We start from the raw sequence: 25,599 nt of genomic DNA, 5'->3' as shown, positions 1-25,599 counted from the left end.
CGCGGCCGCCGTTGTTCCGGCGATTTCCTGCCAGTTCCCTGTGATTCGTGCACGATTTTCCGCGGCCATCGCGGAAAATCGTGCACAAATCCCCGGAGTCAGAGCAGCCCGAGCAGCTCCAGATCGGTGATGTACTTGACGATCACCGGCGCACCGATGTGCGGAATATCCTTGTCCGCACCGATTTTCGCGTTCTGAACCGCGGCCCGGAAGCGCTCCACCGGGGCGATGGACCCCGGCACCGGGTAGCTCGGCTGCTGGTAGTTGTGCAGCAGCGGCAGCAGTGACGCCTGACGCTGACGGTCCGGCAGACCACGCAGGGCCGTCTCGAACCGGGCCAGCCAGTCGGCGTAATCATCAACGCGGGCAATGGAATACCCGGCCTCGATCAGCCAGTCGACGAACTCGTCCATGCCGATGCCATCGTCGTACGGGTTCATCACGTGGTACGTCTCGAAGGTCGAGTCCGACTCACCGGCTGCGACCTGCACGGCCAGGGTCGAGATGGATTCGGAGACGAACTCGACCGGCAGCCCGTCGTAGTGGGCCCGCTGCCGCTTGCCGTCGGCGCCGAGCTCGTAGAACGAGTACGGCGCGATACCGGTGGCCACCAGCGAGAACATCATGCGAGTGAACATGTCGGGCAGGTTCAGCTGCCCCGCATACGTCGTGTCGGCCAGGATCATGTCGCAGCGGAACACCGAAACAGGCAGTCCGCAAAGATCATTCGCCTCCCGCAGCAGCACCTCGCCGGCCCACTTGCTGTTGCCGTAACCGTTGGCGTAGCTGTCGTCGACCGAGCGGACAGCGCTCATGACGCGCACGTCGGCGTCCTCGACGAATGCACCGGGCGCGACCCCGCCACCGACCGCGATGGTCGAGACATAGGCGAACGGCTTGATCCGCGTGGTCAGGGCGATCCGGATCAGCTCGGCGGTGCCCAGCGCGTTGGGTCCGAACAGCTCGCTGTACGGCAGCACGTGGTTGACCAGTGCGGCCGGGTCCACGATGAGGTCGACGTCGTCGGCCAGGCGCTGCCAAACCTCCTGAGACAGGCCCAGATTGGCTTCACCCTTGTCACCCGCGATGACCTCCAGGTGGTCAGCGGCGAGCGCCTGGTAGTGCGCGAGCAGCTTCGGATCACCGGAGTCGAACGTCGCGTCGAGACGGGCCCGGGCATCGGCGTCGGACTTGCCGCGCACCAGGCAGATCACCTTGCCGTCGACCAGGTCCATCCGCTCCAGCCACTCCAGCGCCAGGTAACGGCCCAGGAATCCGGTTGCGCCCGTGAGCAATACGGTGCGGACCTCGGGGGCCGGCCCCGGCAGTGACGGCGCGGCGGCCAATGTCTCGGCATCGATGAACTTGTCCAGCGTCAGGTCCGCGGCCCGTGCCTCGGTGGCGTTCTTGCCGTGCACCGTGGAGAACGTCGGCCGCTTGCTGCCCGGCGTGCGCTCCCCTTCGATGTAGGCGGCCACCCCGGCCAGGTCGGTGGCCGGGCTGACGATGACGCCGACGGGCACCTCGACTTCGAAGATCTCCTCGAGGAGGTTGCCGAAGGTCAACGCCGACAATGAGTCTCCGCCCAGGTCGGTGAAGTGGGCGTCGCCCGTGACCTCGGAACCGGCCGCCCCGAGTGTGGCACTGACAGCACGCAGGACGGTCTCGAGCACCGGCGCGTCGGACGCGCGCAGTGCACGCAGCGCACGGAGCTCGGCAGCCTGCCCTTCGGCCAGTTCGGTGTACAGCTGCTCCAGCTCGGCGCCGTACCGGGCCTTCAGCTTGGGCCAGGCCAGCTTACGGACGCCGGTCAGCAGCCCGTTCTCCAGCGAGAACGGTTCGGTCTCGATGATGAAGTCGCGGGGAACCTCGTACGACTGCAGCCCGGACTCGCGGGCCACCGCCTGCAGGGCGTCGGCCAGTTCGGGGCGCAGCGCCTCCGGATCGCCGACGCCACTGAGAGCTTCCGCAGTAGGCACGATCACGGCCAGCAGATACGAACGAGAACTGTTGCCGTACACGTAGATCTGGCGGATCAGCGGGCTGGTGCCGAACGCGGCTTCCAGCTTGGACACCGTCACGAACTCGCCCTGCGCCAGCTTCAGCACGTTGTTGCGGCGATCGAGGTACTGCAGATGATCAGGGCCCAGCTCGGCGACGATGTCACCGGTGCGGTAGAAGCCGTCGGCGTCGAACACATCGGCCGTGACGTCGGGCCGCTTGTAGTAGCCGGGAATCAAATCCGTTGACTTCAGGAGCAATTCGCCACGCGGGTGCGGACGGTCGGTTGACAGGTAACCGAGTTCGGGTACGTCGACCAGCTTGTAGTCGAGCACCGGGGGACGGCTCACATGGCCGCTGACCATGACGCCGCCGGCCTCGGTCGAGCCGTACGCCTCCATCAGCTCCAGCCCGAGGAACTTCTGCACCCAGGCCTTGAGCTCAGGCGAGATCGGCGCCGACCCCGTCATCGCGACCAGCTGCCGTCCGCCGATCAGGCTGAGGCTCCGCTCGTCGAGCACCTGCTGCTCGGGGACACCGTCCAGGGCCCGGCGGTCGACCTCGCTCTGCACCTCCTGGTGGATCATCTCCCACACCCGGGGCACGAAGGTCATCTGCGTCGGCCGGACCAGTGCGATGTCCTCCAGCAGGGTGGACAGGTCGCTCTTGGCGGCGAAGTACACGGTGCCGCCGTGGGCCAGCGTGCGGTACACGGAGCCGCGGCCCATCATGTGGCTCATCGGCAGGAAGCTCAGGACGATCGACGGCAGCGCGGGCTGCTGATGCGTCAGGCCGCTCCGCCAGGCGTTGGTGACGAGGCGCTCGGGGTACATGGCGCCCTTGGGGGTGCCGGTGCTGCCGGAGGTGTAGATCAGTACCAGCAGCGGGTCGGGGTCCGCGGAAATCACCGGCTCGACGGCCGGCAGCGCGGCGCCGCGCGCCACCATCTCGGCGAAGGTCTCGACAGCGACGCCACGCTCGGCCAGACGGGTCGCCGCCCGTTCGACGGCCTCGCGCTCGTCGTCGACCTCGGCGTGGTGGTCGAATACGACGACGCGCGTCAGCGCGGCGCCGGCGCCCAGAACCAGTTCGACGGCGTCGTCGAGGAACTTCACATCGGCGAACAGCGCGCGGGGTTCGGTCTCGTCAAGGATCGGGCGCAGCTGCTCGGCGGGCGCGCTGGTCTGCAGCGGAACGGCGACGACGCCGGCGCGCGCAAGGGCGGTGTCGATGATCGTGAATTCGGCGCTCGTGAAGCCGAGCATGGCGGCACGGTCGCCGGCGGCGACGGCGTCAGGTCCGGTGAGCAACGCGTTGTCGACGGCCTGGATCTGCCGCCAGGCCTCGCCGTAGGTGATGGTGTCGTAGTGCGGCAGCAGCTGGGCGACGGTGCGGCCGGCGGCGTCGGTGACGTACTCGACGGCGCGCTGACCGAGCGCGGGCCGGTCGGCGTAGGCGGCCATGACGGTGTGGATGATTTCGGGGAGCCGGATGCCGGGCTCTTCGAGGGCGGCGGCGACCCCGGCGAGGGGGCGCGCGGCGGCAAGTTGGGGGTCGGTAGCGCACAGTTCGGCGATGCGCTGCGTCAGCTCGTCGGTAAGTACGTTTTCTTCGTTCGACATAACAACCTCATCAAATAGTTCACCAGCGTCGCCAAATACAACGTTAGCAAAACTAACGATATGCCCACACTGGCTGTGTGACAAACCACACCGATCAGGTCAGCGCTCCGGGGTCGGTTGCACCTGCGGCGGCGCGACCGGCGGGGCCGCCTTCGCGCCCGCCTGCGTTTCGTACGCACCCTCGTCGCGGCCGAGGGCGATCGTCGCCGCCGCCATGGCGCCGATGGACGCCACGAGCGCCACGGCTTCCACACCGGTCGTGTCGAAGCCCTCCCCCAGCACCAGCGCACCGAGCAAGACGGCCACCACCGGTTCCAGCACGAGCATCGTCGGCACCGACGTCTGGAGCGCGCCGGCGTGGAACGCGGACTGCTGCAGCACAGTCGCGACCGCGCCCAAGATGATGAGCAGGTACGGCGCCGGCGTCGTCAGCAATCCGAGCCAGCCCCGGTGCTGCAGGATCGCCATGAAAATCTTCGTGACGACCGCGACGACACCGAACAGCACGCCGACGCCGACGGCCAACAAGACCGCGCGAGCCCAGCCGCTGCACCGCAGTGCCAACAGCACACACCCGATGATCACCGCGGCGCACACCGCGGCGACCAGCACGATCACCCCTGGTGAGGCCAGGTGTTCGTCACGTTCAGGCCGCGCCAGCACGACGAAACCGGCCAGCCCGATGGTGAGCAATCCGGCCCACAGCCACTCACCGCGCGTCACCCGGCGGTGCGCCTGGCGCGCACTCAGCGGCAGCGCGAACAGCAATGCCGAGACCAGAAGCGGCTGCACCACCAACAGGGACCCGTGCCCCAATGCCAGCGCCTGGAAGACATAGCCCGCGACGGCCGCGCCGGTCCCGGCCCACCACAGCCGGCGGCTCAGCAACGTCGAGATCATGACGACGCTGACGCCGTGCTCGGGCGGCACATCGATGGTGGCGCGCTGGCGCACCACGATGCCGACCGCGGCGCACACGGCCGCGCACAGGGCGAACAGCACCACCAGTCCGTGTTGAATCAACGGAGACGCCCGATCAACGTGGCCGCGTACCGTGCCACAGGGCTCACCGGAAACATCACGCCCAAAGGGTAGTCGAGCGGGACTATCTGTCCCACTCGCGAACCGAGCGTTCATCTACACCGAGCGACGGACCACTCCGCCGAGCGTGCGCCTTGGTGCGACCAGGCTTGCCGTGTCGCCTCGTCAGCCCCCGCGCTCGGCACGAACCAGACCCTCAGCCCGTCCATTCGACTTATTGAAACCTTAAATTACTCTTATTTTTCTTAGATTTGAGGTACGGTCGATGCCATGCACACCAGGATCGCTCTCGTCACCGGCGCTTCCCGCGGCATCGGAGCCGCCGTGGCCCAGCAGCTCGCCGGACCCGACACCCACGTCCTGGTGAACTACCGCGAGAAGGCCAAGCGCGCCAATGCCGTCGTCGACGGCATCCGGGCCGCCGGCGGCCAGGCCTCCGCGATCGGCGCCGACGTGTCCGACGCCGCCGCGGCCAAAGCCATGATCGACCGGATCGACAGCCGGTTCGGGCGTCTGGACACGCTGGTGCTCAACGCGTCCGGCGGTCTGGAATTCGGCGCCGCACCCGACTACGCGATGCGGCTGAACCGCGACGCCCAGCTGCGGCTCGTCGACCTGGCGCTGCCCCTGATGCCCGCCCGCGCCCAGATCGTCTTCGTCACCAGCCACGAGGCGCACTGCTACCCGCACCTGCCGGTGCCCGACGCGTACGCCCCCATCGCCGCCAGCAAGCGCGCCGGCGAAGACGCACTCCGGGCACTCCGGCCCGAATTCGACAGGTGCCGAATCGGATTCACCATCGTCTCGGGCGACATGATCGAAGGCACGATCATCGCCAGGTTGTACGAGCGTCGCGATCCCGCGGCCGTCGGCGCGCGCCGCAGCCGAGGACCGCTGCCGACCATCGAGGAGTTCGCCTCGGCCATCACCACCGCTGCTACCGGGCGCGACCTGCGTGACACCGTGTACGTCGGCGGCGAGGACCATCTGGTCCTACCCGCATGATCAGGGCTCGAGCAGCACTTTGATGGCCGTGCGCTGATCCATCGCCGTGTACGCGTCGGCGACCTGGGCCAGCGGCAGGGACAGGTCGAAGACCCGGCCGGGCTCGATGGCGCCGGACAGGACGTCGGGCAACAGTTCGTCCAGATAGGGGCGGACAGTGGCCATCCCGCCCGCGACGTGGATGTTCGTGTTGAACAGTTGCCGCATCGGCAATTCCGGCGCACCGGCCGGTACCCCGACGAACCCCAGATAACCGCCGGGACGGACCGCGCCGAGCGCCTGACGCATCGAATCCTTGGTGCCTACGCACTCCAGCACGGAGTCGGCACCGACACCGCCGAGCAGTTCCTCGATGGCCGCGATCCCCTCATCACCGCGTTCGGCGACGATGTCCGTGGCACCGAAGGCCCGTGCCAGATTCTGCCGGTCTTCGTGTCGCGACATCGCGATGATCCGTTCCGCGCCAAGACGTTTCGAGGCCACCACCGCACAGAGCCCGACGGCGCCGTCGCCCACGACCACCACGGTGGCGCCGGGGTGCACGTTCCCGGCGCGCGCGGCGTGATGACCGGTGGACATGACGTCGGCAAGCGTCAACAGGTGCGGGAGCAGTTCTGCATCAGGCGATTCGGGCACTTTGAACAGGGTGCCGTCGGCGAAGGGCACCCGGACGTACTGGCCTTGTGCCCCGTCGAGCGGCTCGCCGGTCTTGGTGGTGCCACCCCAGACCCCGAAGTTCACACACGAGGTGGTGATGCCGTTGCGGCAGTGCACACACGTGCCGTCGCTGTCGGTGAACGGCGAGATGACGAAATCTCCGACTCGTACGTCTTTGACGTCGGCGCCGACCGCTTCCACGACCCCGATGAATTCATGCCCGATCGGGTGTGGCGCATGCGTCGGCGCCACGCCGCGGTACGGCCACAGGTCAGAACCGCACACGCAGGTCCGCACCACGCGGACCACGGCGTCGCCCGGTGACTGAATCTGCGGATCGGGCCGTTCCTCGAATCGAATGTCGCCCGGCCCGTGGATGATCGTGGTCTGCACGGCTGTCCCGCCCTTTCAGGTGTCGAATCCGACCCCTGAGTCTTGCCGAATCAGCCCGTCGGCGCGAGCACCAATCCGCCGGTGGCTGCCGGGGCGGGCGCCACCGGCGCCGGAACCGCGGCCGGCACCACTGCGGGCACTGCCGCCGGCACCACTGCGGGCACTGCCGCCGGCACCACTGCGGGCACTGCCGCTGGAACCGCAGCCGGAACCGCGGCGACGGGAGCGGGAGCGGGCAGCGCGACGGGAGCGACGGCAGGAGCAGGCGCCGGGGCGGGCGGCGGCGGCACCGGAGCGCCCACGCCCAGCACCCGCAGCAGATCCGGCTTCATGGCCTGCAGCTGCTGGCCCCAGTAGCCCCAGCTGTGGGTGCCGTCCGCCGGGAAGTTGAAGACCGCGTTACGGCCACCGGCCTGCTGGTAGACCTTCTGGAAGTCCCGGTTGGAGCTGATGGTCAGGTTCTCCAGGAACTGGGCGCTGTAGAGGATGCCCAGGTCGCCCGGGGTGTCCAGATCGGACGGCGTGCCGTTGCCGCAGTACACCCAGACGGCCGTGTTGTTGGCCACCAGCTGCCGGACGTTGACGGTCGGGTCGTTGCGCTTCCAGGCCGGGTCGCTGGCGATACCCCACATCTGGGTCGGGTTGAAGCCGCCGGCGTCCTTCATCGCGAAGCCGATCAGCGTGGGCCACAGGCCCTGCGACGGGTTGAGGAAGCCCGACAGCGAGCCCGCGAAGATGAACTGTGCCGGGTGCCAGATCGCGAGCGTCAGCGCCGAGCCGCCCGACATCGACAGGCCGACGACGGCGTTGCCGGTCGGCTGCACACCCCGGTTGGCGGCCAGCCAGGCGGGCAGTTCCTGGGTCAGGAACGTCTCCCATTTGTAGGTGATGACGCCGTTGTTATTGGTGGCCGGCTGATACCAGTCGCTGTAGAAGCTGGACTGTCCACCGACGGGCATCACCATGGAGACGCCCGACTGGTAGTACCACTCGAACGCGGCGGTGTTGATGTCCCAGCCGCTGGCGTCGTCCTGGGCGCGCAGCCCGTCGAGCAGGTAGACCGCGTGCGGTCCCCCGCCCTGGAACTGGACCTTGATGTCGCGCCCCATCGCGGGCGACGGAATGTTCAGCACCTCAACCGCTTTCGCGGCCGCATGCGCCTGCGGGGCCACCGCGGGCATCGCCATTGCCGGAACCGTCAGGGCAGCGGCAGCCGCCACCGCGAGCCGCCGCAGTTTCGCGCCGTACTTCTTGCCAATCAGAGTCGCCAACACGAGGTGAAAACTAACGCCGGGCCGCGCTGGGCCGTTCGACCAACTCGCCATGTGATCGCCTCGTTACCAAGGCGTTTGGCTATCGAGTCCAGAACGACTCACGCGACGCCGTGATCGGTGCCGTCGCCGACGACGGTCACGTCATCGCGCGTGCACGGTTCCTGGTGCCAGTCCCCGAACGGATCCGGGTAGCCGGCCCAGGCGCCGCGCGCCGCGAACTCCTCGTCGGTGAGCAGGGCATCGTTGAGCGCAGCGGTCACGTCGTCGGGGCGGGCGCCGCATACCAGAATTGTCATCGCGATGTGCCGGTCGCCGAAATCGTTGTCCCACATCAGGTCTGCCAAGGCCCGCCGTTCGCGATCCAGGTAGGCCGCTTCACTGACGGTCATCGCGGCGATCCACCGACCGGCGTTGCTGACGCGCAAACCACCGCCGGCCGATTCCAGCCACATGACGTGGTCGGGCCGGTTCGCCAGCCACATCCGGCCGCGGGTCCGGATCACGCCGTCCAGCAGGTGATCGATGGCGTCGTGCAGACGTTGGGGGTGGAACGGGCGGCGCGCGTTGAACTCGACGACCTGAACGGGCCCTTCAGGTTTCAGACTGGGCTGCCCGGCGAGCAGCGGTCCGTGCGGCTCATCGGCGCGGCCGAGCCGGGCGTCGGGCCACAGCGTGCGCAAGGCGTCCTCGACGAGGTCGGGTCGGGTGACGACCTGAGCCCGCGGTGCCAGGCGGCGGCATACCGCGAGCAGCACAGGTTCGGCGTGGGTCACCACGAGCACGTCGGCGAACTCGGCCTGCCCCACCGCCACCTGCGCCACGGTCCGGCCGTCGGGCAGTTCGTCGTCGCCCAGCGCGTCGGTGAGCCAGTCACCGGCCTCGATGCACGTCACCACCCCGGCGATCACGACATCGCGGGCAGCCGGTCCGTCGATATACCCCGGGCCCACCCGAACCCGCACATGGTTGATGGCCCAGCAGATGGGCTCCGGCTCCATCCAGGGCTCCAGGTGCACGACGATCCGGTTGACGTCATCGCGCCGGTGCAGCAGGCGCAGATAGATCAGCAGGTCATTGCGCACGGTGCAGGACACGCAGCCGTGCGCGAGCTCCAGCGCCGCCTCGGTTTCGGTGACGATGCCGTGCGGCGCGCTGACGGTACGACGGCGCACGATGTGACCATCGAACTGATGCTCGACCAGCACCGTGCCGGGCGCCTTCAGTAGTTCTTCGGTCACGTAACCGGTCGGCCCCTGACCAGCCACGATGATCACCGGCGTCCGCATCGCCACTCCTTATCGACAATCATTTTCAGTTCTGTCGACAGTCACGCTACAGTGGCAATCGACACTTGTCGAAAACGATTTTCATTAACGATAGGGCGGACACATGTCAGCGCACTGCCAGGTCACCGGGCGCCAGCCTGGTTTCGGCAACACGGTTTCGCACTCGAACCGGCGCACCTCGCGCCGGTGGAGCCCCAACATCCAGAGCAAGACCTACTACCTACCCTCGGAAGGCCGGCGCATCCGGCTCCAGGTCAGCGCCAAAGGCATCAAGGTGATCGACCGTGACGGCATCGAAGCCGTCGTCGCGCGGCTCCGGCGGGACGGGGTGCGAATCTAGATGTCCCGCACCGATATCCGTCCCGTGGTGAAGCTCAAGTCCACCGCGGGCACCGGCTTCACGTACGTCACCCGCAAGAACCGGCGCAACGATCCCGACCGCATGGTGCTGCGCAAGTACGACCCGATCATCCGCAAACACGTCGACTTCCGAGAGGAGCGCTGAGCATGGCCAAGAAATCCAAGATCGCCAAGAACGAGCAGCGCCGGCTGACCGTCGCCCGCTACGCCGAGCGCCGGGCCGAGCTCAAGGCCGTCATCAAGTCCCCGTCGAGCACCGCCGACGAACAGTCGGCAGCCATCCGCGAACTGGCCCGCCAGCCGCGCGACGCCAGCGCGGTGCGGGTGCGCAACCGGGACTCCGTCGACGGCCGTCCGCGCGGCCACCTGCGCAAGTTCGGCCTGTCCCGGGTCCGGGTGCGCGAACTGGCCCACGACGGACAACTGCCCGGCATCCGGAAAGCGAGTTGGTGATGGCGAAGCGCAAGACCGTTCGGCGGCCGGCCGACGCGAAACGGCCCACCGTGAACATGTTCACCAAGCTCGGGATCGAGCGCATCGACTACAAGGACACCGCCGTGCTGCGGCAGTTCATCTCCGAGCGCGGCAAGATCCGGTCGCGCCGGGTGACGGGCCTGACGGTCCAGCAACAGCGGCAGGTCGCCACCGCGATCAAGAACGCCCGGGAAATGGCGTTGCTCGCCTAACTCGGGATCATCCCGTACATCGTCTGCAGCTGCTGTGTCCGCAGCAGCACCAAACCGACGAACAGAACGAGCAACACCGTTGTCACCGAGATCAGCGCCAGGAGCCGTTGGCGTGCAGGCACATAGGCGAAAACGGCGGCCACCACGGTGCCGGTGACCAACCCGCCGACGTGACCCTGCCAGCTGATTGCCTGCGCGCTGACCGCGGGCAGTACGAAGGTGATCACCAGGTTGATGACGATGAGCAGCGCGATGCCACGGACCTGAAGCTGCAGCCGCCGAAAGAGGACGAACGTCGCGCCGAACAACCCGAAGATCGCGCCCGACGCACCGGCCGTACCCGAATTCAATGGCGACAGCAGGTACACCAGGACCGCACCACCGAGGCCGCTGAGCGCGTACAAAACCCCGAAGCGAAGCCGGCCCAGCCATTGCTCCAACTGCGGTCCGACGGCCCACAGCGCCCACATGTTGAAGACGATGTGCGCCAGGCCGTAATGCAGGAAGGCAGATGTCACCAGGCGGTAGTACTGCCCGTAGACGGCAACGCCGGGCGGCCAGAGCACCAGGTCCTGCTGCATCTGCACCGACGCATGCTGCAGCACGAACATCGCCACGTTGACCGCGATCAGCGTGTAGGTGACCAGTGAGCCCTTGGAAATCCGGCCGCCGAAGTGGGTCCGGGCCTGCCGCACCGTCCGCTTACCTTCGTTGACGCACTCCGGGCACTGCTGGCCCACCGCCGCCGCGGTCATGCAGTCCGGGCAGATCGGGCGGCCACACCGGCTGCAGCTCACGTACGTCGGGCGGTTCGGATGCCGATAGCAGGTCGGCGTCGGGACGGTCATCAGTGAGTGCGATCTTCCGGGACTACAGCCGCCACAGGGCTTCCTGGCTGGTGCTGGCGATCAGCACCCCACCAGTGTCGTACAGGGCTCCGGTGACGAGCCCGCGGGAGTCGGTGTTGTTGAGCCGCGTGACCTCATAGCGGTGCCAATCGTGCGGGACGAACGGCCGGTGGAACCACACCGCGTGGTCCAGGCTGGCCGCGAATCCGTCGTGCAGGTGGGCGCCGTCGGGCCGCGCGACGGGCACCGGCCCGAAGTCGGACATGAAGGTCAGCGCGGCGGCGCGGATCAGGGCGTCGTCCTCGATCTCGTCCTTGGTGCGAATCCAGAACGGCGGCACGGCGAACGCGCCGGCGTCTTCGGGCCGCACGCGGATATCGAAGTGGTCGGCGGCGGTGAGGCTGGGCGCCTTGGGCACGGAAACGTCGAATTCAAGGCCCCGGACTTCGGGCCGCTGCCAGTCGGCGCCGGGTTCGGGAACATGGAACGACGCGATCATCTCGAGGATCGTCTTGCCGTTCTGCTTCGCGGTGACGCGCCGCGTGTCGAAGGACCGGCCGTCCCGGGTCCGTTCCACGTGAAACTCCACGTCGACGCCGTACTGACCGCCGCGGACGAAGTAGAGGTGCAGCGACTGCGGAAGCTTGCCGGGCTCGACGGTACGGCCGGCCGCACCCAGCGCCTGCGCGGCGATCAGTCCGCCGAACAGGGACCGCCCCGGCCCTTCTGTCGGCTGCGGCGCGATGAACGTGTCACCGTCGCGCGCGAAGTCCAGGAGCTGGGCAATCCAGCTGGGCGCAGTAGAGCTCATAGGGCCGCAGCGTATCCGCCGGGTAGGGTCTGGCCGTGGGCCCCAGCCGCTCTGTGCTCTATGTGGCCACGGGTATCGGCATCGCCATGTGGGCCGCAGGCGTCCTTTGGCTGGCCGTCGCGCTGCACCCGGTAGACCACTACCTCGTCTCGTATTACCTCGCGGACTACCGGTTCGGTTTCATTCGGCGTGGCCTTGCGGGAGAACTCGTCGGCCCGAGCGACGCCGCAGGATTCTTCGGCCGGGCGGGCGCCGTGCGGTGGACCATCACTGCGATGTACCTGTCTGCTCTGGCCGCCGTTGCCGGCGCCATCGTGCGCACGGGCCGATCGGAACGCCGGATCATGCTGGCACTGCTGGTGCCGGTATTGCCGTTCGGTGTGCCGTTCGCGGTGTTCTCGGCGCGGCCAGACCTGCTCGGCGCAGCAGCGGTGGTCGCCCTCGCACTGGGTGTCGCCACCCGACCGGCACTGTCGTGTGCGGTGTACGGACTGTTCATCGCGGTCTTGGCGTTCCTGCACGATGCGATTCCCCTCGAATTCGCGCTGGGTGCGGTCCTCGCCATCTATGTACTGGCGCACGGACTCACGGCCGCTCAACGCCGGCGGTACGCAGCGTTGGCAGTGCTCCCGGGACTGGCAGTGGCCGGCCTCGTCACCGCACTCACGCGGCACGGGGTCGCAGACCGGCTGTGCGCGACGACGCCGCACCGGCTCATGCGCATGATGGCGAGCTTTCCTGATTTCCAGAACTTCGCCCGGACCGGCCGGTTGCCGACGCGTGATTTCCACGACTGGGCCTGCCGGTCGTACCTGAACATGTATCAGCGCGGGGTACTCGACGATATTCATACAGTCGCCGCCAGAGGTGCCGGCCAGATGGTGATCTCACTGACGGTCGGCCTGGTCGGTCTGGCGGCCTGCCTCGCCGCCGTCCACTTCGTCGCCGGTGTGCCGATCCGCGACTTCCTGGGCGAACTGCGGGACCGCCGGGCCGGCGCGGTCTGTGCGCTGGCGCTGTATCTCCCCATATTCGCGACCGCCTTCGACTGGATCCGATGGCTGCTGCTGATCGCGTTGAATGTCACGGTCGTGTCCCTGCTCTACCTGCGTGGCCGTCCGGAACTGGACCGGCCACCGCCGTCGCGGGCGGCCTTCGTGGCGATGGTCTGCGCATTCGCTGCGCTACCGCTGGGCCTGGTACCCGGCTGACCGCCCGCGCTGGAATTCGCCGCCTAGGCTGACAGTCATGGTTCAACGCCGGGGATTCAATGACACTGTCACCCGCTTCTGGGGCTTCGCCGCCCCCGCCTATGACACCCAGGTGCTGCAGCGCTTCGTCTACCAGCCCGCGCAGGACGAGGTCCTGGCTCAGCTGCGCTCGCACGGCGCGCTGACCGTCGCCGATATCGGCTGCGGCACCGGCATTTTCGCCGACCGCATCGAGCGTGAGCTCAATGCCGTCGTCACCGGGGTCGACATGTCGGAGGGCATGCTGGCCCAGGCCAAGGCCCGGTCCGCCAAGGTCAACTGGGTCACCGCCCCTGCCGAGGAGCTGCCGTTCAACGACGGGGCGCTGGACGCGGTGGTGACGACGTCGGCTTTCCACTGGTTCGATCAGCCGGCCGCGCTGCGCGAGTTCCACCGGGTGCTCAAGCCGGGCGGCATCGCGGCCGTCACCACCATCAGCCCGCGGCAGGTGCTGCCGCTGCACGCGCTGTCGTCGCACATCCTCAACCCGGCCCACAATCCGTCCCCCGCGGAGATGAAGAAGCTCTTCGAGGGCGCCGGGTTCACGGTGTCCGAGCAGCACCGGGTGAAGCGGCCGGTGTGGACGCTCATCGTGTCCGACCTGCTGACCGTCGGAACGAAGTAGCCGGCATGCCCGATCTGCACCCCGATGTCGCGGTCCTGGCCCCGCTGTTGGGTACCTGGGCCGGCACCGGCTCCGGTGAGTACCCGACCATCGCCTCGTTCGACTACCTCGAAGAGGTCACGTTCGGCCATGTCGGCAAGCCCTTTCTGGCCTACAGTCAAAGGACGTGGGCGGCAGACCCCGGTCCAATTGCCGGCTCCGCCGGCCGGGGCCGTCCCCTGCACGCCGAAACCGGCTACCTCCGGGTCCCCGCGCCCGGCCGTATCGAGTGGGTACTGGCGCATCCCACGGGCATCACCGAGATCCTGCAGGGCACGCTCAGCACCGACGGTGAATTCGTCCTGGACCTCGCCACCACCGACATCGGACGCACCGACTCCGCGAAAGAGGTTGACGCCCTGCGCCGTTGGTTCCGCCTCGACGAAGACACGTTGAGCTACAACGTCCGGATGGCCGCCGTGGGCGTCCCGCTGCGCCACCACCTCGCGGCCGTGCTGCATCGGAAGGACGCATGACAGAACCACAGACCGGTCGGATTCGGGTCCCCGCCGACCTGGACTCGGTGACGACCACCGGCGTAGAAGACCACACCGACGTCGATCCGCAAGCGGTGGAACGGGTTTGGCAGGCGGCGCGGCACTGGTACGCGGCCGGCATGCACCCGGCCATCCAGGTCTGCCTGCGCCGGAACGGCCGGGTCGTGCTCAATCGCGCGATCGGCCACGGCTGGGGCAACGGGCCGGACGACCCGGCGGACGCCGAGAAGATCCCCGTCGAGGTCGACACCCCGTTCTGCGTGTACTCGGCCGCCAAGGCCATCAGCACGACGGTCGTGCACATGCTCGTCGAACGCGGCGAGCTCGATTTGGACGCCCGCGTCTGCGAGTACCTGCCGACGTACACCAGCCACGGCAAGGACCGCACCACCGTGCGGCATGTCGTCACCCACAGCGCCGGAGTTCCGCTGGCCACCGGGCCGCGGCCGGACCTCAAGCGGATGAACGACAGCGAGTACGCCCGCGAGATGCTGGGGAATCTGCGGCCGATCTACCGGCCGGGGCTGATGCACATGTACCACGGCCTCACCTGGGGTCCGCTGATTCGCGAAATCGTCTCGGCGGCAACGGGTCGCAATATCCGGGACATCCTGGCCACCGAGATCCTCGACCCGCTGGGCTTTCGCTGGACGAATTACGGCGTTGCGCCAGAAGATGTTCCGCTGGTCGCGCCGAGCCACGTCACCGGCAAGCCGCTGCCGGCGCCCATGGCCGCCGCGTTCAAGAAAGCTGTCGGCGGCACCCCGAACCAGATCATCCCGTTCAGCAACACCCCCGACTTCCTGACCAGCGTGGTGCCGTCGTCGAGCACGGTGTCCAATGCCGTCGAGCTGTCGCGGTTCGCTGAGTTGCTCTGTCGCGGCGGGGAACTCGACGGCGTGCGGGTATTACGCCCGGAAACCCTGCGCGCCGCGACCGCCCCGTGCCGGCGCCTGCGACCCGACATCGCCGTCGGACTCCAGCCGATGCGCTGGGGTACCGGATATATGTTGGGCTCCAAGCGATTCGGCCCGTTCGGCCGCAACGCACCGGACGCCTTCGGGCACACCGGGCTGACCAACATCGCGGTATGGGCCGACCCGGCCCGGAACCTTGCCGCTGCCGTGGTCAGCAGCGGCAAGCCCGGTGGTCATCCCGAAGCCAATCGGTACCCGGCGCTGCTCGACGCGATCGCCGCGCAGCTCCCGGTGAGGTCTTAGCTCAGGCCTTGCTCGCGGCCTTCGCGAACAGGCGCAGCAGCACCTGGTTGATGGCCACCAGCGCCAGCTTCACCGGCGGGAACGATGCGGTCGAGGTCAGCGAGTAGTCGATGCGCGTGCCCGAGCCCTCGGGGGTCAGCCGCACCTCACCGGCATAGCCCGGGAACGGCACGCCGGAGCGGGCCTTGTAGCCGAAGACGTTGGGGGCGTCGAACGTGACGACCTCTTCGACGATCGCCGGCGCCGGGCCGGGGGCCGAGATACGCCGGACCGCGCCCAGACCGTTCGGCGCGGGGGTGCCGGGCTGGTCGATGGTCACACTGATGCCGGGACCCCAGTTGGCCATGCCTTCGTGGTCGATCAGGGTCGCCCAGACCACGTCGATCGGGCGGGCGACGGTGGTGGTTGCTGTCGATTGCATGGACCGATCATGCCGCACCCCCACTGGGGGCGCCTGGCAGGCTGTCCCCATGCCCGGCCAAATGCCCGAAGTACCGCTCCGCGACGACCACATCGAGCTCCTGCGCCGGCGGGCCCTCACCGAGGACGCCGCCCGGCCGGACGCCGTCCAGCGGCGACATGACGCCGGCGGCCGGACCGCCCGCGAGAACATCCTCGACCTGGTCGACGACGGCAGCTTCGTCGAGTACGGCCGGTTCGCCATCGCCGCACAACGGGCGCGCCGGGAGCTCGACGACCTGATCGCGCGCACTCCGGCCGACGGCCTCGTGGCCGGCACGGCCCACGTCGACGGCCACCCGTGTGCGGTGTTGTCCTACGACTACACGGTGCTGGCCGGCACCCAGGGCGCCCTCGGGCACCTCAAGAAGGACCGGCTGTTCGAACTGATCGACCGCATGAAGCTGCCGACGGTGTTCTTCGCGGAGGGTGGCGGTGGGCGACCCGGTGACACCGATCATCCGACGGTGTCATCACTCGACGTCCGCGCCTTCGCGCTGTGGGCCGGCCTGTCCGGCGTGGTGCCTCGGATCGCAGTGGTCAAGGGTCGCTGTTTCGCGGGCAATGCGGTGATCGCCGGCTGTTCCGATCTGATCATCGCGACCGAGGACACGTCGATCGGCATGGGTGGCCCGGCGATGATCGCCGGCGGCGGGCTCGGCGACATCGCTCCCGATGCCGTCGGCCCGATCTCGGTGCAGGCGCCCAACGGCGTCGTCGACGTGGTGGTGCCCGACGAGGCGGCGGCGGTCTCCGTTGCCCGGCAACTCCTCGGCTATTTCCGCGGACCCACCGCGCCCGGCATCGTGCCGGACCAAACCGCCTTGCGCACAATCGTTCCCGAGCGCGCGCGGCGCGCCTACCAGGTCGCACCGATCATCGAGACGCTCGCTGACGAAGGCTCCGTCACGTTCCTGCGGCAGAAGTTCGCACCCGAACTGGTGACCGCGCTGGCCCGTATCGAGGGGCGCCCGGTGGGCGTGATCGCGAACAACACCATGGTCATGGCCGGTGCCATCACCGCGGCGGCGTCCGACAAGGCGGCCCGCTTCCTGCAACTCTGCGATGCCTTCGGGATTCCCGTGGTGTCCCTCGTCGACTGCCCGGGTTTCATGGTGGGGCCCGCCGCGGAGGCCGAGGCATTGGTTCGGCGCGGATCGCGGCTGTTGGTCGCCGGGGCGGCACTGCGTGTCCCACTGATCGCGGTGATCCTGCGGCGTGGTTACGGCCTTGGCGCACAGGCGATGTGCGGCGGCAGCCTGCATGAACCGTTGCTGACGGTGGCCTGGCCGGGGGCGCATCTCGGTCCCATGGGGCTGGAAGGCGCGGTTCGGCTCGGGCTGCGCAAGGAGCTCGAAGCCATCGCCGACGACGACGCCCGCGAGCAGGCGGTGCGCGACGCCACCGCAGCCGCCCAGGCCAACGCAGCGGCTCTCAATGCGGCGTCGATGTTCGAGATCGATGACGTCATCGACCCCGCCGAGACCCGGGCGTTGATCGCCGCGACACTGGCGACCGCCGAGCCCGCAGGCCTGGCACCGCGGCGAAGTTTCGTCGACACCTGGTGAGTTACCGCTGACCCTGAAGTGATGGCGCAAAACTGCGAGTAGCGAGCGCCTTAGTTACCGCCTCAACCTCAGTAGGCCCAGCCGAGGCATTGACCCTGAAACCAGGGCTCAAAAGCACGAGTGACGGCCGCCGTAGCTACAGACTCAACTGCCGATCAGTCGCGCACGCCGCGGTACAACTGCCGGCGCACGACGAACCGCTGCAATACCCGGTCGACGGTCCAGGCCGGGAACCGGACCGACTGACCCCACGGGGTGAACACCTCCAGCCCGTCGGGCTGAGGTCCGAGCACCGACCCCCAGCGCACCGATGGTGCCCGGTAGCGTCGCAACTTCCGAGACTTCGGCTGAGCCAATATGTTTCGTGCCACCAGCGCCCCGCCGCCATTGCGTGCCGACGTTCGCAGCGGATCGGTGGCCGCGACATCACCGACCGCGAAGACATCCGGATACCCCGGCACCATCAGTTCCGGCGTGACGCGGACGAAGCCGTCGTCGTCGAGAATCTCCGGCGGCAACCAGGCGGTATTCGGCTGCACTCGTCCGACCGCCCACAGCACCGCATCGGCTTCCCCGTCCGGTTGCCCGGTGCTGAATTCGATTGGTCCAGTGGTGATCTCGTCCCGATTGGCGGGCAGGATCGCGCGGTGACCGAGGTGTTGCCGGACGCCCAGTTCCGCCAGCCGCTGCGCGACGCGCACCTGCGTCCCGGCGTGATATCCCGGAAGTATCTGGGCGCCAGGGAAATACAGGTCGATCACCTTGTCCGGCCACGCGCGTGCCAGGTTCCCGGCACTGCTCACCGCCGTGGCGCCGCCACCCACCACGGCGATGCGCTGCGCATTGGCCAGGCGTCCGTGGGTGTCATGCAGGTCTGCCGCGACGTCGTCGGCCGTCTGCAGCGTTGGCCGGCGCCAGAACCCGTTGGTGGTACCGGTGGAGATCAGCAGCACGTCGAACGGCTCGACGGTCTCGGTGCCGTCGGCTGCCACCACCGTGACCGTACGCGCACTCAGGTCGGCACCCGTCAGGGCGCCATGCACGATCCGCACCGAATCCAGGCCACGGAACCGCCGGAAACCGATGAGGTAGTCCCGTGCCCAGGCGTCGGGCCGCGAGACGCGCATGCCGAGTTCCTGCCCGCTGACGAGGCCGTCCTTGACCGAGATGCCGACCACGTCGGCGTGTGGGGCCAGCCGGACGGCGGCGAGGATGCCGCTGTCCCCCAACCCGGCGATGACGACGCGCTTGCGCACGTCAGGGGAGGATCGAGTCGACGTAGCCGCCGTCGGCGCGCACCGCGGCGCCTGTGGTCGCCGACGACTGCTCGGAGCTGAGGTACACCACCATGTTGGCGATCTCCTCGGGCTCAATCAGCCTGCGCAGCAACGACTGTGGTCGATACTTGATCATGAACTCACGCTGCGCCTCGTCCCACGGCAGTGTCTTGTCGACCAGCTGATAGACGAAGTCCTCGACGCCGCCGGTGTGCGTCGGGCCCGCGATCACCGAGTTCACCGTCACGCCGGTGCCGGCCGCATCCTTGGCGAAACCGCGGGTCACCGCCAGCAGCGCCGTCTTGGACATGCCGTAGTGGATCATCTCTTCCGGGATGACGATCGCCGAGTCGCTGGCGATCTGGATCATGCGGCCCCAGCCGCGTTCCGTCATGCCGGGCAGGTAGGTACGGATGAGGCGCGCTGCGGACAGCACGTTGACCTCGAAGTATCTGCGCCACTCATCGTCGGTGATCTCCCGCGCCGGGGTGGACCCGAAGATGCCGAGATTGTTGACCAGGATGTCGACGTCCGGAAGTTGTTCTGTGAGTTGAGCTACGCCGTCGTCGGTGGTGACGTCGGCCGCGACGCCGATGACGTCGGGCAGTCCCTTGCCAGTGAGTTCGGTGACGGCCGCCCGGACTCGTTCGTCGCTGCGTCCGTTCACCGCCACCCGGGCGCCGCTGCTGGCCAGCCCTTCGGCGATGGCCAGCCCGATGCCCTGGGTGGATCCCGTGACCAAGGCGGTCTTGCCGGTCAGATCAATGTGCACAGTCTGCCTCCAATGAATGCTCCGGTCACACAACGCTAGCGACCCCGCTGAATAATCCGGGCTTGACCGAATTATTGGTGCTGCACATCGCCAAGCGAGAGATCCTGGCCGTGTCCCTCGACGGTTCGCGGGTTCGGACACTCGTCACCGATGTCGACGTGGCGCCGGGCGGCATAGTCGTCGAACCCGTCAACGCTGAGCGTTAGGACTCGGCCAACGCGGGCCCGAGCCGACCCGTAGCACTTATCAGGTTGTCAGATAAGTTGTAGGCTCCAGTGTGCAGGCCTGCTCCCAATCAATCGCTGGAAAGTGAGGGCCATGTCCGATTACGAAGAACTGTGCTGGATGCCTGCCCTGGAGTTGTCGCGCAAGATCAGCGACCGTGAGGTCACCCCGGTCGACGTCGCCGAGGCCGTGCTGGATCGGCTGTCCGATGTCAATCCGTCCCTCAACGCGTTCGTGTATCACGACCCTGATCAGGTGATGTCCGACGCGAAGGAGCTCACCGAGCAACTCGCCGGACGACGACCCCTGCCGCCCCTGCACGGGATCCCCTACAGCGTGAAAGAGGTGTGCGCTGTGGCGGGAACGCCTGTGACGTCAGGAATTGTCCCGTTCAAGGACCAGGTCGCCGAGCACGACGAACCCGTCGCCGCACGCCTCAAATCGGCGGGCGGACTGTTTCTCGGCAAGACCAACAGTGCCGAGGGCGGCTACAAGGCGACATCCTCGAACCATCTGTACGGCACGACCCACAATCCGTGGCGCCACGGCATGACGGCCGGTGGTTCCAGCAGCGGTGCCGGGGCAGCCGTCGCGGCGGGTATCGGCCAGCTCGCGCAGGGCACGGACGGCGGTGGTTCCGTGCGCATTCCGGCGGCGGTGAACGGAGTCGTCGGGTTCAAGCCGGCCCTGGGCCGCATCCCCCAAACACGGCTGGCCGGCAGATTCCACACCTTCGCGTATCACGGTCCGATCACCCGCACCGTCGGTGATACGGCCCTGATGCTCAACGTCATGGCCGGCTTCGATCCGGCGGATCCACTGTCACTTCCGTCGGACCACGTCGACTACGTCGCGGCACTCGACCGTGACATCGCCGGTGCGCGCTTCGCGTGGTCCCCTAATCTGGGATTCGCGACCGTCGCCCGCGAGATCGAGGCGATCTGCCTACGCGCTGTCACAGCATTCGCGGAGTTGGGCTGCACAGTCGACGAAGCCGATCCCGGATGGGGCAATCCCGAGCAGGCCATGTGGGAAGGCGTGTGGGCCCCGGTGTATTCAGCGATGCTCGATGTCGCGGACTGGGATGCGCACGTCGGTGAGGTCGACGAGCAGTTCATCGAATTGCTCCGGTCGGGGGCCCGGCTGACGGCGCGTGAGATCCAGCGAGCCGATGCCGAGCGGGGACGCATGGTCGATCAGATGACGGCGTTCATGGGCGACTTCGACTTTCTCGTCACGCCGGTCACCACACAGCCCACGTTCGCCGCCGACGCGTTCTGCCCTGACAGCCTGTCCGGAGCGCCCCTACCGCACCAACTGATGGGGTGGGTGCTGACCTATCCCTTCAACATGACGACCAACCCGGCCATTTCGGTGCCCGCCGGATTCACCTCGGATGGCATGCCCGTCGGGTTGCAGATCATCGGTGGCCTACGAGCCGACGCCCAGGTGCTGAGTGTGGCCGCGGCATACGAGCGAGCCCGGCCGTGGTCTCATCTGCGACCGAATGTGCCTGCAGCTCAGTCATAACGATGCTCGGCGTCGCCGCCGATCCGGCGGCGACGCCGAACTCGTCACGAATCCGTGACGGATCGTTCGTTTCCGCGCCGGTCGGACTCGAGCTGCCCCAGCATGGCAGCCATGGCGCCCGCCGGGTCGCGCCGCCGGATCGCATCCAGGATCTCGGAATGGACCGCCTGATCGTGCCGGTACCGGTCATCCGGCGCCAGCTGCAACATGTCAAGCATGGCCGCACGCACCCGCGGTGCAAAGGATTCGAACAGTTCCGACAGCACCGGATTGTGCGCCGCGCGTACGACGGTGCGATGGAACTCGAGGTCGGCGTCGATGAGTTCTGCGTCCGATCCGCCATCCTCGGCATCCGCCCGCTTCTTCAGCGTCGCCCGTAGCCGGGCGAGATCCCCGGAGTCCCGGCGACTGGCGGCCAGGCTCGTGGCTGCCGACTCGATGGCCTCCCGAACTTCCAGCACGTCGTCGATATCAGCCCGCCGCAGAACCACCTCCCATTCATCGGAGCGCTCGAGCGCGGTGACGTAGACGCCGGAACCCTGGCGCGCCTCGACCAGACCCCGCCCGCGAAGTTCCTTGATCGCCTCCCGCACAGTCGATCTGCCGACGCCGAGCTCCCCGGCCAATGCCGACTCCGCGGGAAGCTTGGCTCCGATCTCCCACTCACCCGCCGTGATACGCGCCGCGATCTGGTCCGCCGCTTGCTCTACGAGCGAAAACCTACGAAGCACTGCCATGCGGAAAACGCTAACAGGTTGTCTGATGAGTGGACGTTTTCCTCAGCCCAATCGTCACATTGAGTCGGCGAAAACCCCGCATCGACCGCCCCGCCGGGCAAAACCTGACGCGATGTTGGCCAACTCACAAATAGCTCTTGTCAGGTTGTCTGATGACTTATACGCTTCTGCCCAGCCGTCGAATCGGCACCGTCTCTGCCAGCGGCCTTAACAGGACTACGCCGCACAACCTTTCAGTACCCAATCCAGAAAGTTGGCCAGCATGGCTCTCTCGGACCGCAAGCCTCCCCCACGTCTACGTTCAGGCCAGATCGGCACCAGCGCAATCGTTTTCATGGTCGTGGCGGCAGCGTCACCACTCGGGGCGATGTTCGTCGGAGCCGGCGCATCCATCGGTCATGGCAACGGAATCGGAACCCCGGGCATCTACGTGATAGCAGGCGTCACCCTTGCCCTGTTCGCGGTGGGATATGTGGCCATGAGCCGCCATGTGGTCAGTGCCGGCGCGTTCTACGTCTACATCACCCGCGGACTGGGGCGGGCCTTCGGTATGGGGGCCGCCATGATCGCGCTGATCTGCTACAACGCCTACGTCGTTGCGCTGATCGCCTTCGTCGGTATCTCGACCCAGGGCGCAGTATCAGCAGATCTGGGTATCGAACTGCCCTGGCAGGTCTGGTCATTGCTCGCCTACCTGATACTGGTCACGCTGTCGTACTTCCGGATCGAGTTCAGCGCGAAGGTACTCGGTGTACTTATGGCGGCCGAGTTCGTCATCCTCGGACTGCTGGACATGATGGTTCTGGTCAAAAATGGGCCGGCGGCGTTTCCACTCGAATCATTCGCTCCGAGTTCGGTTTTCACCGCAACGATCGGCGTGAGCGTCGTCTACGCCTTTTCGTCGTTCACCGGTTTCGAGGCGACCGCCATCTATGGCGAGGAAGCGCGCGAACCGCGCCGCACCATTCCGCGGGCCACCTACATCGCACTGGCGCTCATCACGGGGTTCTACGTGCTCACCACCTGGTCGCTGATCGCGGCATTCGGACCGCAGGGCGCAGTTCAAGCAGCCCAAGAGGATTCGGACTTTGTGTTCAAAGCCAACAGCTTGTACGTCGGCGGGATATCCGACCACATCATGCATCTGTTGGTGTGTACCAGTCTGTTCGCCGCCCTGCTCGCCTTCCACAACGCCACGGCGCGGTACATGTTCGCGCTGGCGCGTGACGGCGCATTGCCACCCGCCCTGGCCCGCGTCCATGACCGGCACGGTTCGCCACACATCGCGAGCCGGACCCAACTGGGATTCGCCGGCGTGGTCCTCGTGATCATGGCGCTCACGCGACTCGACGTGGAAGACATCGCGGCCGGCTTCCTCGGCCTCGGCGCACTGGGGATGCTGTGCCTGCAGGGACTCGCGAGCTGCGCAGTGGTCGGGTTCTTTGCCCGGCGACCAGATCGCGAACTGTGGCGCACCACCATCGCACCCATCGCTGCAGCCCTGCTCCTCGCAACCGGCATCGGGTTGTCAGTATGGCACTTCCCGGCACTGACCGGCGCCACATCGAATCTGATGAACCACCTCTGGGTGCTGCTGCCCGTCGCGTTCGGAATCGGTCTGCTGGGCGCGTCCTACCTCCGCCGGACCCGGCCCGACCGATATGCCGACTTCGGATATCTGGAGCCCGCAACCCGCGACGACGCCACAACTGTGGTGACCAGCCCGGCCAAGTGAAAGGAAAACCTGTGTCCCCCATCTGTCTTCATCTTCCGCTGATCGCGGGACAGCTGCCGTCCACCGAGGCGTTCATGGCCGAGCTGGCCGGCCCTCGCGCTGGGGCGTATGCCGAATCACAACGCGAACTCGAAGTAACCAAAGAGGCGTGGTTCATCGTCCGATCCCCCGCCGACGACATCCTGGTGGCCTACCTGGAGTGCGTCGACTTCTCAGTGGCACTCGAGCGAATGAGCGAATCCACACGGCCGTTCGACCGGTGGTTCAAAGACTGCCTGCGCTCCTGCACGGGACTCGATCTCGACAATCCCCCGGCTCTGGCACTTCCGGAACTGGCCGCCTACTACACCGAAAGCTGAAACATGAGAACACTTCTCGACCGTGCCTTCGCACTCAATTCCAACATGCTCGCCGCCGCCATCGATCTTCATCAGGCCGGTGCGGTGCCATCGGCCACGCAACTGATCGACCTGGACATGATCGCCCAGAACGCCCGGCGCACGGCCGAGGCCGCCGAGAAACACGGGCTGCGGGTATACGCCATGACCAAGCAGAACGGCCTCAACCCGTTCATGACCAAGGTGATGCTCGAGTGCGGCATCCCCTCCACCTGTGCGGTGGAAACGCTCCAGGCACACCGGATTCACCGCTACGGGTTCCCGCTAGGCAATGTCGGCCACATCCAGAACATCCCGGCCGCGCAGGTTCCCGCAGTGGTCGCGATGCGCCCCGAATTCATCACCGTCTACACCTACGAGGCCGCCGCGCGGGCGTCCGCTGCCGCCACACGACTCGGCGTCACGCAGCGCCTCTACGTGCGGGTGACCAACCAGGCATCAACGGGAACCCCGATCGTCGGTGTCGACGACGGCGCCTTCAGCGGCCTGGTCGGCGGATGGACGGAGGACACCTGTGTCTCGGGAATCCAACCGCTGCTGGACCTTCCGAATATCGAGGTTGCTGGGTTGACCCAGTTCTCCGCGATCGGCTACGGGGAGACCGGAGATCCGTCACTGGTGAAGCCGACCGAAGCGTTCTTCACCATGCTGCGGGCCAAGGAACTGCTGGAGAAGGAACTCGGTCTGGTCGACCTCCACCTCAACGTCGGCGGCAACGCCAACGTCGGAACATTTCCCGTCCTTGCGAGTTACGGCGTCACCGAGGTGGAACCCGGAGTGTCGCTGGCCGGGTCGGGAGGCTTCCACGCCAAGCAGTACATGGCAGAACTTCCGGCACAAGTCGTGGTCACCGAGGTCAGCCACTACTGGGGCGACAACGTCTACACCGCCGGCGGCGTGTTCAACTTCGTCTCCGATCTGTATGACCCGGAGCCTATGTCCGCCGCGGCCGGTACGGATCTCGACTCCGCGAGGGGCTGCCGCATCCCGTACCTCTACAACGAAATGGTCGATGCCCATGGCGTATTCGGCCCGGGTGATCCGATGCCGGCGATCGGCGACACCGTGCTGGTGGTGCACCACCCCCAGGCATTCCTCGAACGCGGGTACACCGCTGCGGTCAGCGGCATCGCCACCGGCAATCCCCGCGTCGAGGGCGTGTTCGATGCCGCGTGCAACCAACTCGACGAGACGTTCAATGTGCTGCCGCTGCAGCACACACTCGACCGACTCGACGCGGTCGGCCGTTCGTACCGCGACGTGAGCTGAGGCATGACCATGAC

Annotated in this window: 26 protein-coding genes; 15 read left to right on the top strand and 11 right to left on the bottom strand. The window is 67.3% G+C overall.

Translation table 11 applies throughout. The features are described from left to right. Positions 1-98: 98 nt before the first annotated feature. Together car and QRN63_RS09005 are read right to left on the bottom strand one after the other, a co-directional pair. Complete coding sequence (gene car, locus QRN63_RS09010; protein WP_285030470.1) at positions 99-3,623, bottom strand: carboxylic acid reductase; 3,525 nt, start codon at positions 3,621-3,623, stop codon at positions 99-101. A 99-nt stretch (positions 3,624-3,722) separates the two neighbouring features. Next, a complete protein-coding gene (locus tag QRN63_RS09005) occupies positions 3,723-4,646 on the bottom strand; it encodes a DMT family transporter (RefSeq protein WP_285030469.1) in 924 nt (307 codons plus the stop codon). A 288-nt stretch (positions 4,647-4,934) separates the two neighbouring features. Between QRN63_RS09005 and QRN63_RS09000 the strand changes: the two genes are divergently transcribed. Further along, complete coding sequence (locus tag QRN63_RS09000) at positions 4,935-5,669, top strand: SDR family oxidoreductase (protein WP_285030468.1); 735 nt, start codon at positions 4,935-4,937, stop codon at positions 5,667-5,669. On the opposite strand, the gene QRN63_RS08995 is transcribed toward QRN63_RS09000, so the two are convergent. From QRN63_RS08995 to mrf, 3 genes are all read right to left on the bottom strand, one after another. Further along, positions 5,670-6,719, bottom strand: coding sequence for a zinc-dependent alcohol dehydrogenase family protein (locus QRN63_RS08995; RefSeq protein ID WP_285030467.1), 1,050 nt, complete (start codon positions 6,717-6,719; stop codon positions 5,670-5,672). It lies immediately after the preceding gene. A 50-nt stretch (positions 6,720-6,769) separates the two neighbouring features. Next, positions 6,770-7,906, bottom strand: coding sequence for an esterase family protein (locus tag QRN63_RS08990; RefSeq protein ID WP_285030566.1), 1,137 nt, complete (start codon positions 7,904-7,906; stop codon positions 6,770-6,772). Between the two features lie 185 nt (positions 7,907-8,091). Next, positions 8,092-9,279: a ribosome hibernation factor-recruiting GTPase MRF gene (gene mrf / locus QRN63_RS08985; RefSeq protein WP_267319689.1), complete on the bottom strand. Its 1,188-nt coding sequence runs from the start codon at positions 9,277-9,279 to the stop codon at positions 8,092-8,094. Positions 9,280-9,382: 103 nt separating this feature from the next. Between mrf and rpmB the strand changes: the two genes are divergently transcribed. The 4 genes from rpmB to rpsR are packed head-to-tail and all read left to right on the top strand — an operon-like array spanning position 9,383 to position 10,325. Continuing rightward, positions 9,383-9,619, top strand: coding sequence for a 50S ribosomal protein L28 (gene rpmB / locus QRN63_RS08980; RefSeq protein ID WP_285030466.1), 237 nt, complete (start codon positions 9,383-9,385; stop codon positions 9,617-9,619). Then, positions 9,620-9,784, top strand: a complete 165-nt coding sequence (rpmG, locus tag QRN63_RS08975) for a 50S ribosomal protein L33 (RefSeq protein WP_285030465.1) — start codon at positions 9,620-9,622, stop codon at positions 9,782-9,784. A gap of 2 nt (positions 9,785-9,786) precedes the next feature. After that, positions 9,787-10,092: a 30S ribosomal protein S14 gene (rpsN, locus tag QRN63_RS08970; protein WP_285030464.1), complete on the top strand. Its 306-nt coding sequence runs from the start codon at positions 9,787-9,789 to the stop codon at positions 10,090-10,092. Next, positions 10,089-10,325: a 30S ribosomal protein S18 gene (gene rpsR / locus QRN63_RS08965; protein WP_410506142.1), complete on the top strand. Its 237-nt coding sequence runs from the start codon at positions 10,089-10,091 to the stop codon at positions 10,323-10,325. Before rpsN ends, rpsR begins: the two co-directional genes overlap by 4 nt. Here rpsR and QRN63_RS08960 read toward each other — a convergent pair. Then, entirely contained in the window at positions 10,322-11,173 is an 852-nt protein-coding gene (locus QRN63_RS08960) for a rhomboid family intramembrane serine protease (protein WP_267319693.1), read from the bottom strand. The genes rpsR and QRN63_RS08960 overlap by 4 nt on opposite strands. 22 nt (positions 11,174-11,195) lie before the next feature. Further along, complete coding sequence (locus QRN63_RS08955; protein WP_285030463.1) at positions 11,196-11,984, bottom strand: acyl-CoA thioesterase; 789 nt, start codon at positions 11,982-11,984, stop codon at positions 11,196-11,198. Between the two features lie 35 nt (positions 11,985-12,019). Between QRN63_RS08955 and QRN63_RS08950 the strand changes: the two genes are divergently transcribed. From QRN63_RS08950 to lipE, 4 genes are read left to right on the top strand one after another with little or no spacing between them, the layout of a single operon-like run. After that, positions 12,020-13,195 (top strand): Rv1490 family membrane protein, encoded by a 1,176-nt coding sequence (locus tag QRN63_RS08950; RefSeq protein ID WP_285030462.1) that lies wholly within the window; start codon positions 12,020-12,022, stop codon positions 13,193-13,195. 37 nt (positions 13,196-13,232) lie between these two features. Further along, on the top strand, positions 13,233-13,859 hold the full coding sequence (locus QRN63_RS08945) for a class I SAM-dependent methyltransferase (RefSeq protein WP_267319696.1): 627 nt from the start codon (positions 13,233-13,235) through the stop codon (positions 13,857-13,859). 5 nt (positions 13,860-13,864) lie between these two features. Continuing rightward, positions 13,865-14,374 carry a peroxynitrite isomerase gene (locus tag QRN63_RS08940; RefSeq protein WP_285030461.1) on the top strand — a complete coding sequence of 170 codons (510 nt, stop codon included), beginning with the start codon at positions 13,865-13,867 and terminating at the stop codon, positions 14,372-14,374. Then, positions 14,371-15,615, top strand: a complete 1,245-nt coding sequence (gene lipE, locus QRN63_RS08935; RefSeq protein ID WP_285030460.1) for a lipase LipE — start codon at positions 14,371-14,373, stop codon at positions 15,613-15,615. Before QRN63_RS08940 ends, lipE begins: the two co-directional genes overlap by 4 nt. A gap of 1 nt (position 15,616) precedes the next feature. Here lipE and QRN63_RS08930 read toward each other — a convergent pair whose 3' ends face one another. After that, positions 15,617-16,036, bottom strand: coding sequence for an SRPBCC family protein (locus QRN63_RS08930; protein WP_020099652.1), 420 nt, complete (start codon positions 16,034-16,036; stop codon positions 15,617-15,619). A 61-nt stretch (positions 16,037-16,097) separates the two neighbouring features. On the opposite strand from QRN63_RS08930, the gene QRN63_RS08925 reads away from it, so the two are divergent. Continuing rightward, positions 16,098-17,642 carry an acyl-CoA carboxylase subunit beta gene (locus tag QRN63_RS08925; RefSeq protein WP_285030565.1) on the top strand — a complete coding sequence of 515 codons (1,545 nt, stop codon included), beginning with the start codon at positions 16,098-16,100 and terminating at the stop codon, positions 17,640-17,642. 155 nt (positions 17,643-17,797) lie between these two features. Here QRN63_RS08925 and QRN63_RS08920 read toward each other — a convergent pair whose 3' ends face one another. Then, a complete protein-coding gene (locus QRN63_RS08920; RefSeq protein WP_285030459.1) occupies positions 17,798-18,898 on the bottom strand; it encodes an FAD-dependent oxidoreductase in 1,101 nt (366 codons plus the stop codon). Between the two features lies 1 nt (position 18,899). After that, positions 18,900-19,691, bottom strand: a complete 792-nt coding sequence (locus QRN63_RS08915; RefSeq protein WP_285030458.1) for an SDR family NAD(P)-dependent oxidoreductase — start codon at positions 19,689-19,691, stop codon at positions 18,900-18,902. A gap of 62 nt (positions 19,692-19,753) precedes the next feature. On the opposite strand from QRN63_RS08915, the gene QRN63_RS08910 reads away from it, so the two are divergent. Together QRN63_RS08910 and QRN63_RS08905 are read left to right on the top strand one after the other, a co-directional pair. Further along, on the top strand, positions 19,754-19,897 hold the full coding sequence (locus QRN63_RS08910; RefSeq protein ID WP_285030457.1) for a hypothetical protein: 144 nt from the start codon (positions 19,754-19,756) through the stop codon (positions 19,895-19,897). Between the two features lie 112 nt (positions 19,898-20,009). After that, a complete protein-coding gene (locus QRN63_RS08905) occupies positions 20,010-21,446 on the top strand; it encodes an amidase (RefSeq protein ID WP_285030456.1) in 1,437 nt (478 codons plus the stop codon). A gap of 44 nt (positions 21,447-21,490) precedes the next feature. Here the strand turns inward: QRN63_RS08905 and QRN63_RS08900 are convergent, their stop codons facing one another. Then, on the bottom strand, positions 21,491-22,183 hold the full coding sequence (locus QRN63_RS08900; protein WP_267319704.1) for a FadR/GntR family transcriptional regulator: 693 nt from the start codon (positions 22,181-22,183) through the stop codon (positions 21,491-21,493). 262 nt (positions 22,184-22,445) lie between these two features. Between QRN63_RS08900 and QRN63_RS08895 the strand changes: the two genes are divergently transcribed. From QRN63_RS08895 to QRN63_RS08885, 3 genes are read left to right on the top strand one after another with little or no spacing between them, the layout of a single operon-like run. Continuing rightward, a complete protein-coding gene (locus QRN63_RS08895; RefSeq protein ID WP_285030455.1) occupies positions 22,446-23,918 on the top strand; it encodes an APC family permease in 1,473 nt (490 codons plus the stop codon). 11 nt (positions 23,919-23,929) lie between these two features. After that, positions 23,930-24,277: a hypothetical protein gene (locus tag QRN63_RS08890; RefSeq protein WP_267319706.1), complete on the top strand. Its 348-nt coding sequence runs from the start codon at positions 23,930-23,932 to the stop codon at positions 24,275-24,277. A gap of 3 nt (positions 24,278-24,280) precedes the next feature. After that, complete coding sequence (locus tag QRN63_RS08885) at positions 24,281-25,585, top strand: alanine racemase (RefSeq protein ID WP_285030454.1); 1,305 nt, start codon at positions 24,281-24,283, stop codon at positions 25,583-25,585. Positions 25,586-25,599: the final 14 nt, after the last annotated feature.

The organism is Mycolicibacterium sp. lyk4-40-TYG-92 (assembly GCF_030209435.1).
In the GTDB taxonomy this organism is placed as follows: Bacteria; Actinomycetota; Actinomycetes; order Mycobacteriales; family Mycobacteriaceae; genus Mycobacterium.
Note: the sequence above shows the minus strand (reverse complement) of the source record. Positions and strands in the feature narration are given on the sequence as shown.

Excerpts from the sequence above, each read along its gene's own strand:
- car (WP_285030470.1), bottom strand. The coding sequence starts at position 3,623 with ATGTCGAACGAAGAAAACGTACTTACCGACGAGCTGACGCAGCGCATC.
- QRN63_RS09000 (WP_285030468.1), top strand. The coding sequence starts at position 4,935 with ATGCACACCAGGATCGCTCTCGTCACCGGCGCTTCCCGCGGCATCGGA.
- QRN63_RS08990 (WP_285030566.1), bottom strand. The coding sequence starts at position 7,906 with ATGGCGATGCCCGCGGTGGCCCCGCAGGCGCATGCGGCCGCGAAAGCG.
- mrf (WP_267319689.1), bottom strand. The coding sequence starts at position 9,279 with ATGCGGACGCCGGTGATCATCGTGGCTGGTCAGGGGCCGACCGGTTAC.
- rpmB (WP_285030466.1), top strand. The coding sequence starts at position 9,383 with ATGTCAGCGCACTGCCAGGTCACCGGGCGCCAGCCTGGTTTCGGCAAC.
- rpmG (WP_285030465.1), top strand. The coding sequence starts at position 9,620 with ATGTCCCGCACCGATATCCGTCCCGTGGTGAAGCTCAAGTCCACCGCG.
- rpsN (WP_285030464.1), top strand. The coding sequence starts at position 9,787 with ATGGCCAAGAAATCCAAGATCGCCAAGAACGAGCAGCGCCGGCTGACC.
- QRN63_RS08960 (WP_267319693.1), bottom strand. The coding sequence starts at position 11,173 with ATGACCGTCCCGACGCCGACCTGCTATCGGCATCCGAACCGCCCGACG.
- QRN63_RS08955 (WP_285030463.1), bottom strand. The coding sequence starts at position 11,984 with ATGAGCTCTACTGCGCCCAGCTGGATTGCCCAGCTCCTGGACTTCGCG.
- QRN63_RS08945 (WP_267319696.1), top strand. The coding sequence starts at position 13,233 with ATGGTTCAACGCCGGGGATTCAATGACACTGTCACCCGCTTCTGGGGC.
- QRN63_RS08940 (WP_285030461.1), top strand. The coding sequence starts at position 13,865 with ATGCCCGATCTGCACCCCGATGTCGCGGTCCTGGCCCCGCTGTTGGGT.
- lipE (WP_285030460.1), top strand. The coding sequence starts at position 14,371 with ATGACAGAACCACAGACCGGTCGGATTCGGGTCCCCGCCGACCTGGAC.
- QRN63_RS08930 (WP_020099652.1), bottom strand. The coding sequence starts at position 16,036 with ATGCAATCGACAGCAACCACCACCGTCGCCCGCCCGATCGACGTGGTC.
- QRN63_RS08925 (WP_285030565.1), top strand. The coding sequence starts at position 16,098 with ATGCCCGAAGTACCGCTCCGCGACGACCACATCGAGCTCCTGCGCCGG.
- QRN63_RS08905 (WP_285030456.1), top strand. The coding sequence starts at position 20,010 with ATGTCCGATTACGAAGAACTGTGCTGGATGCCTGCCCTGGAGTTGTCG.
- QRN63_RS08900 (WP_267319704.1), bottom strand. The coding sequence starts at position 22,183 with ATGGCAGTGCTTCGTAGGTTTTCGCTCGTAGAGCAAGCGGCGGACCAG.
- QRN63_RS08895 (WP_285030455.1), top strand. The coding sequence starts at position 22,446 with ATGGCTCTCTCGGACCGCAAGCCTCCCCCACGTCTACGTTCAGGCCAG.
- QRN63_RS08885 (WP_285030454.1), top strand. The coding sequence starts at position 24,281 with ATGAGAACACTTCTCGACCGTGCCTTCGCACTCAATTCCAACATGCTC.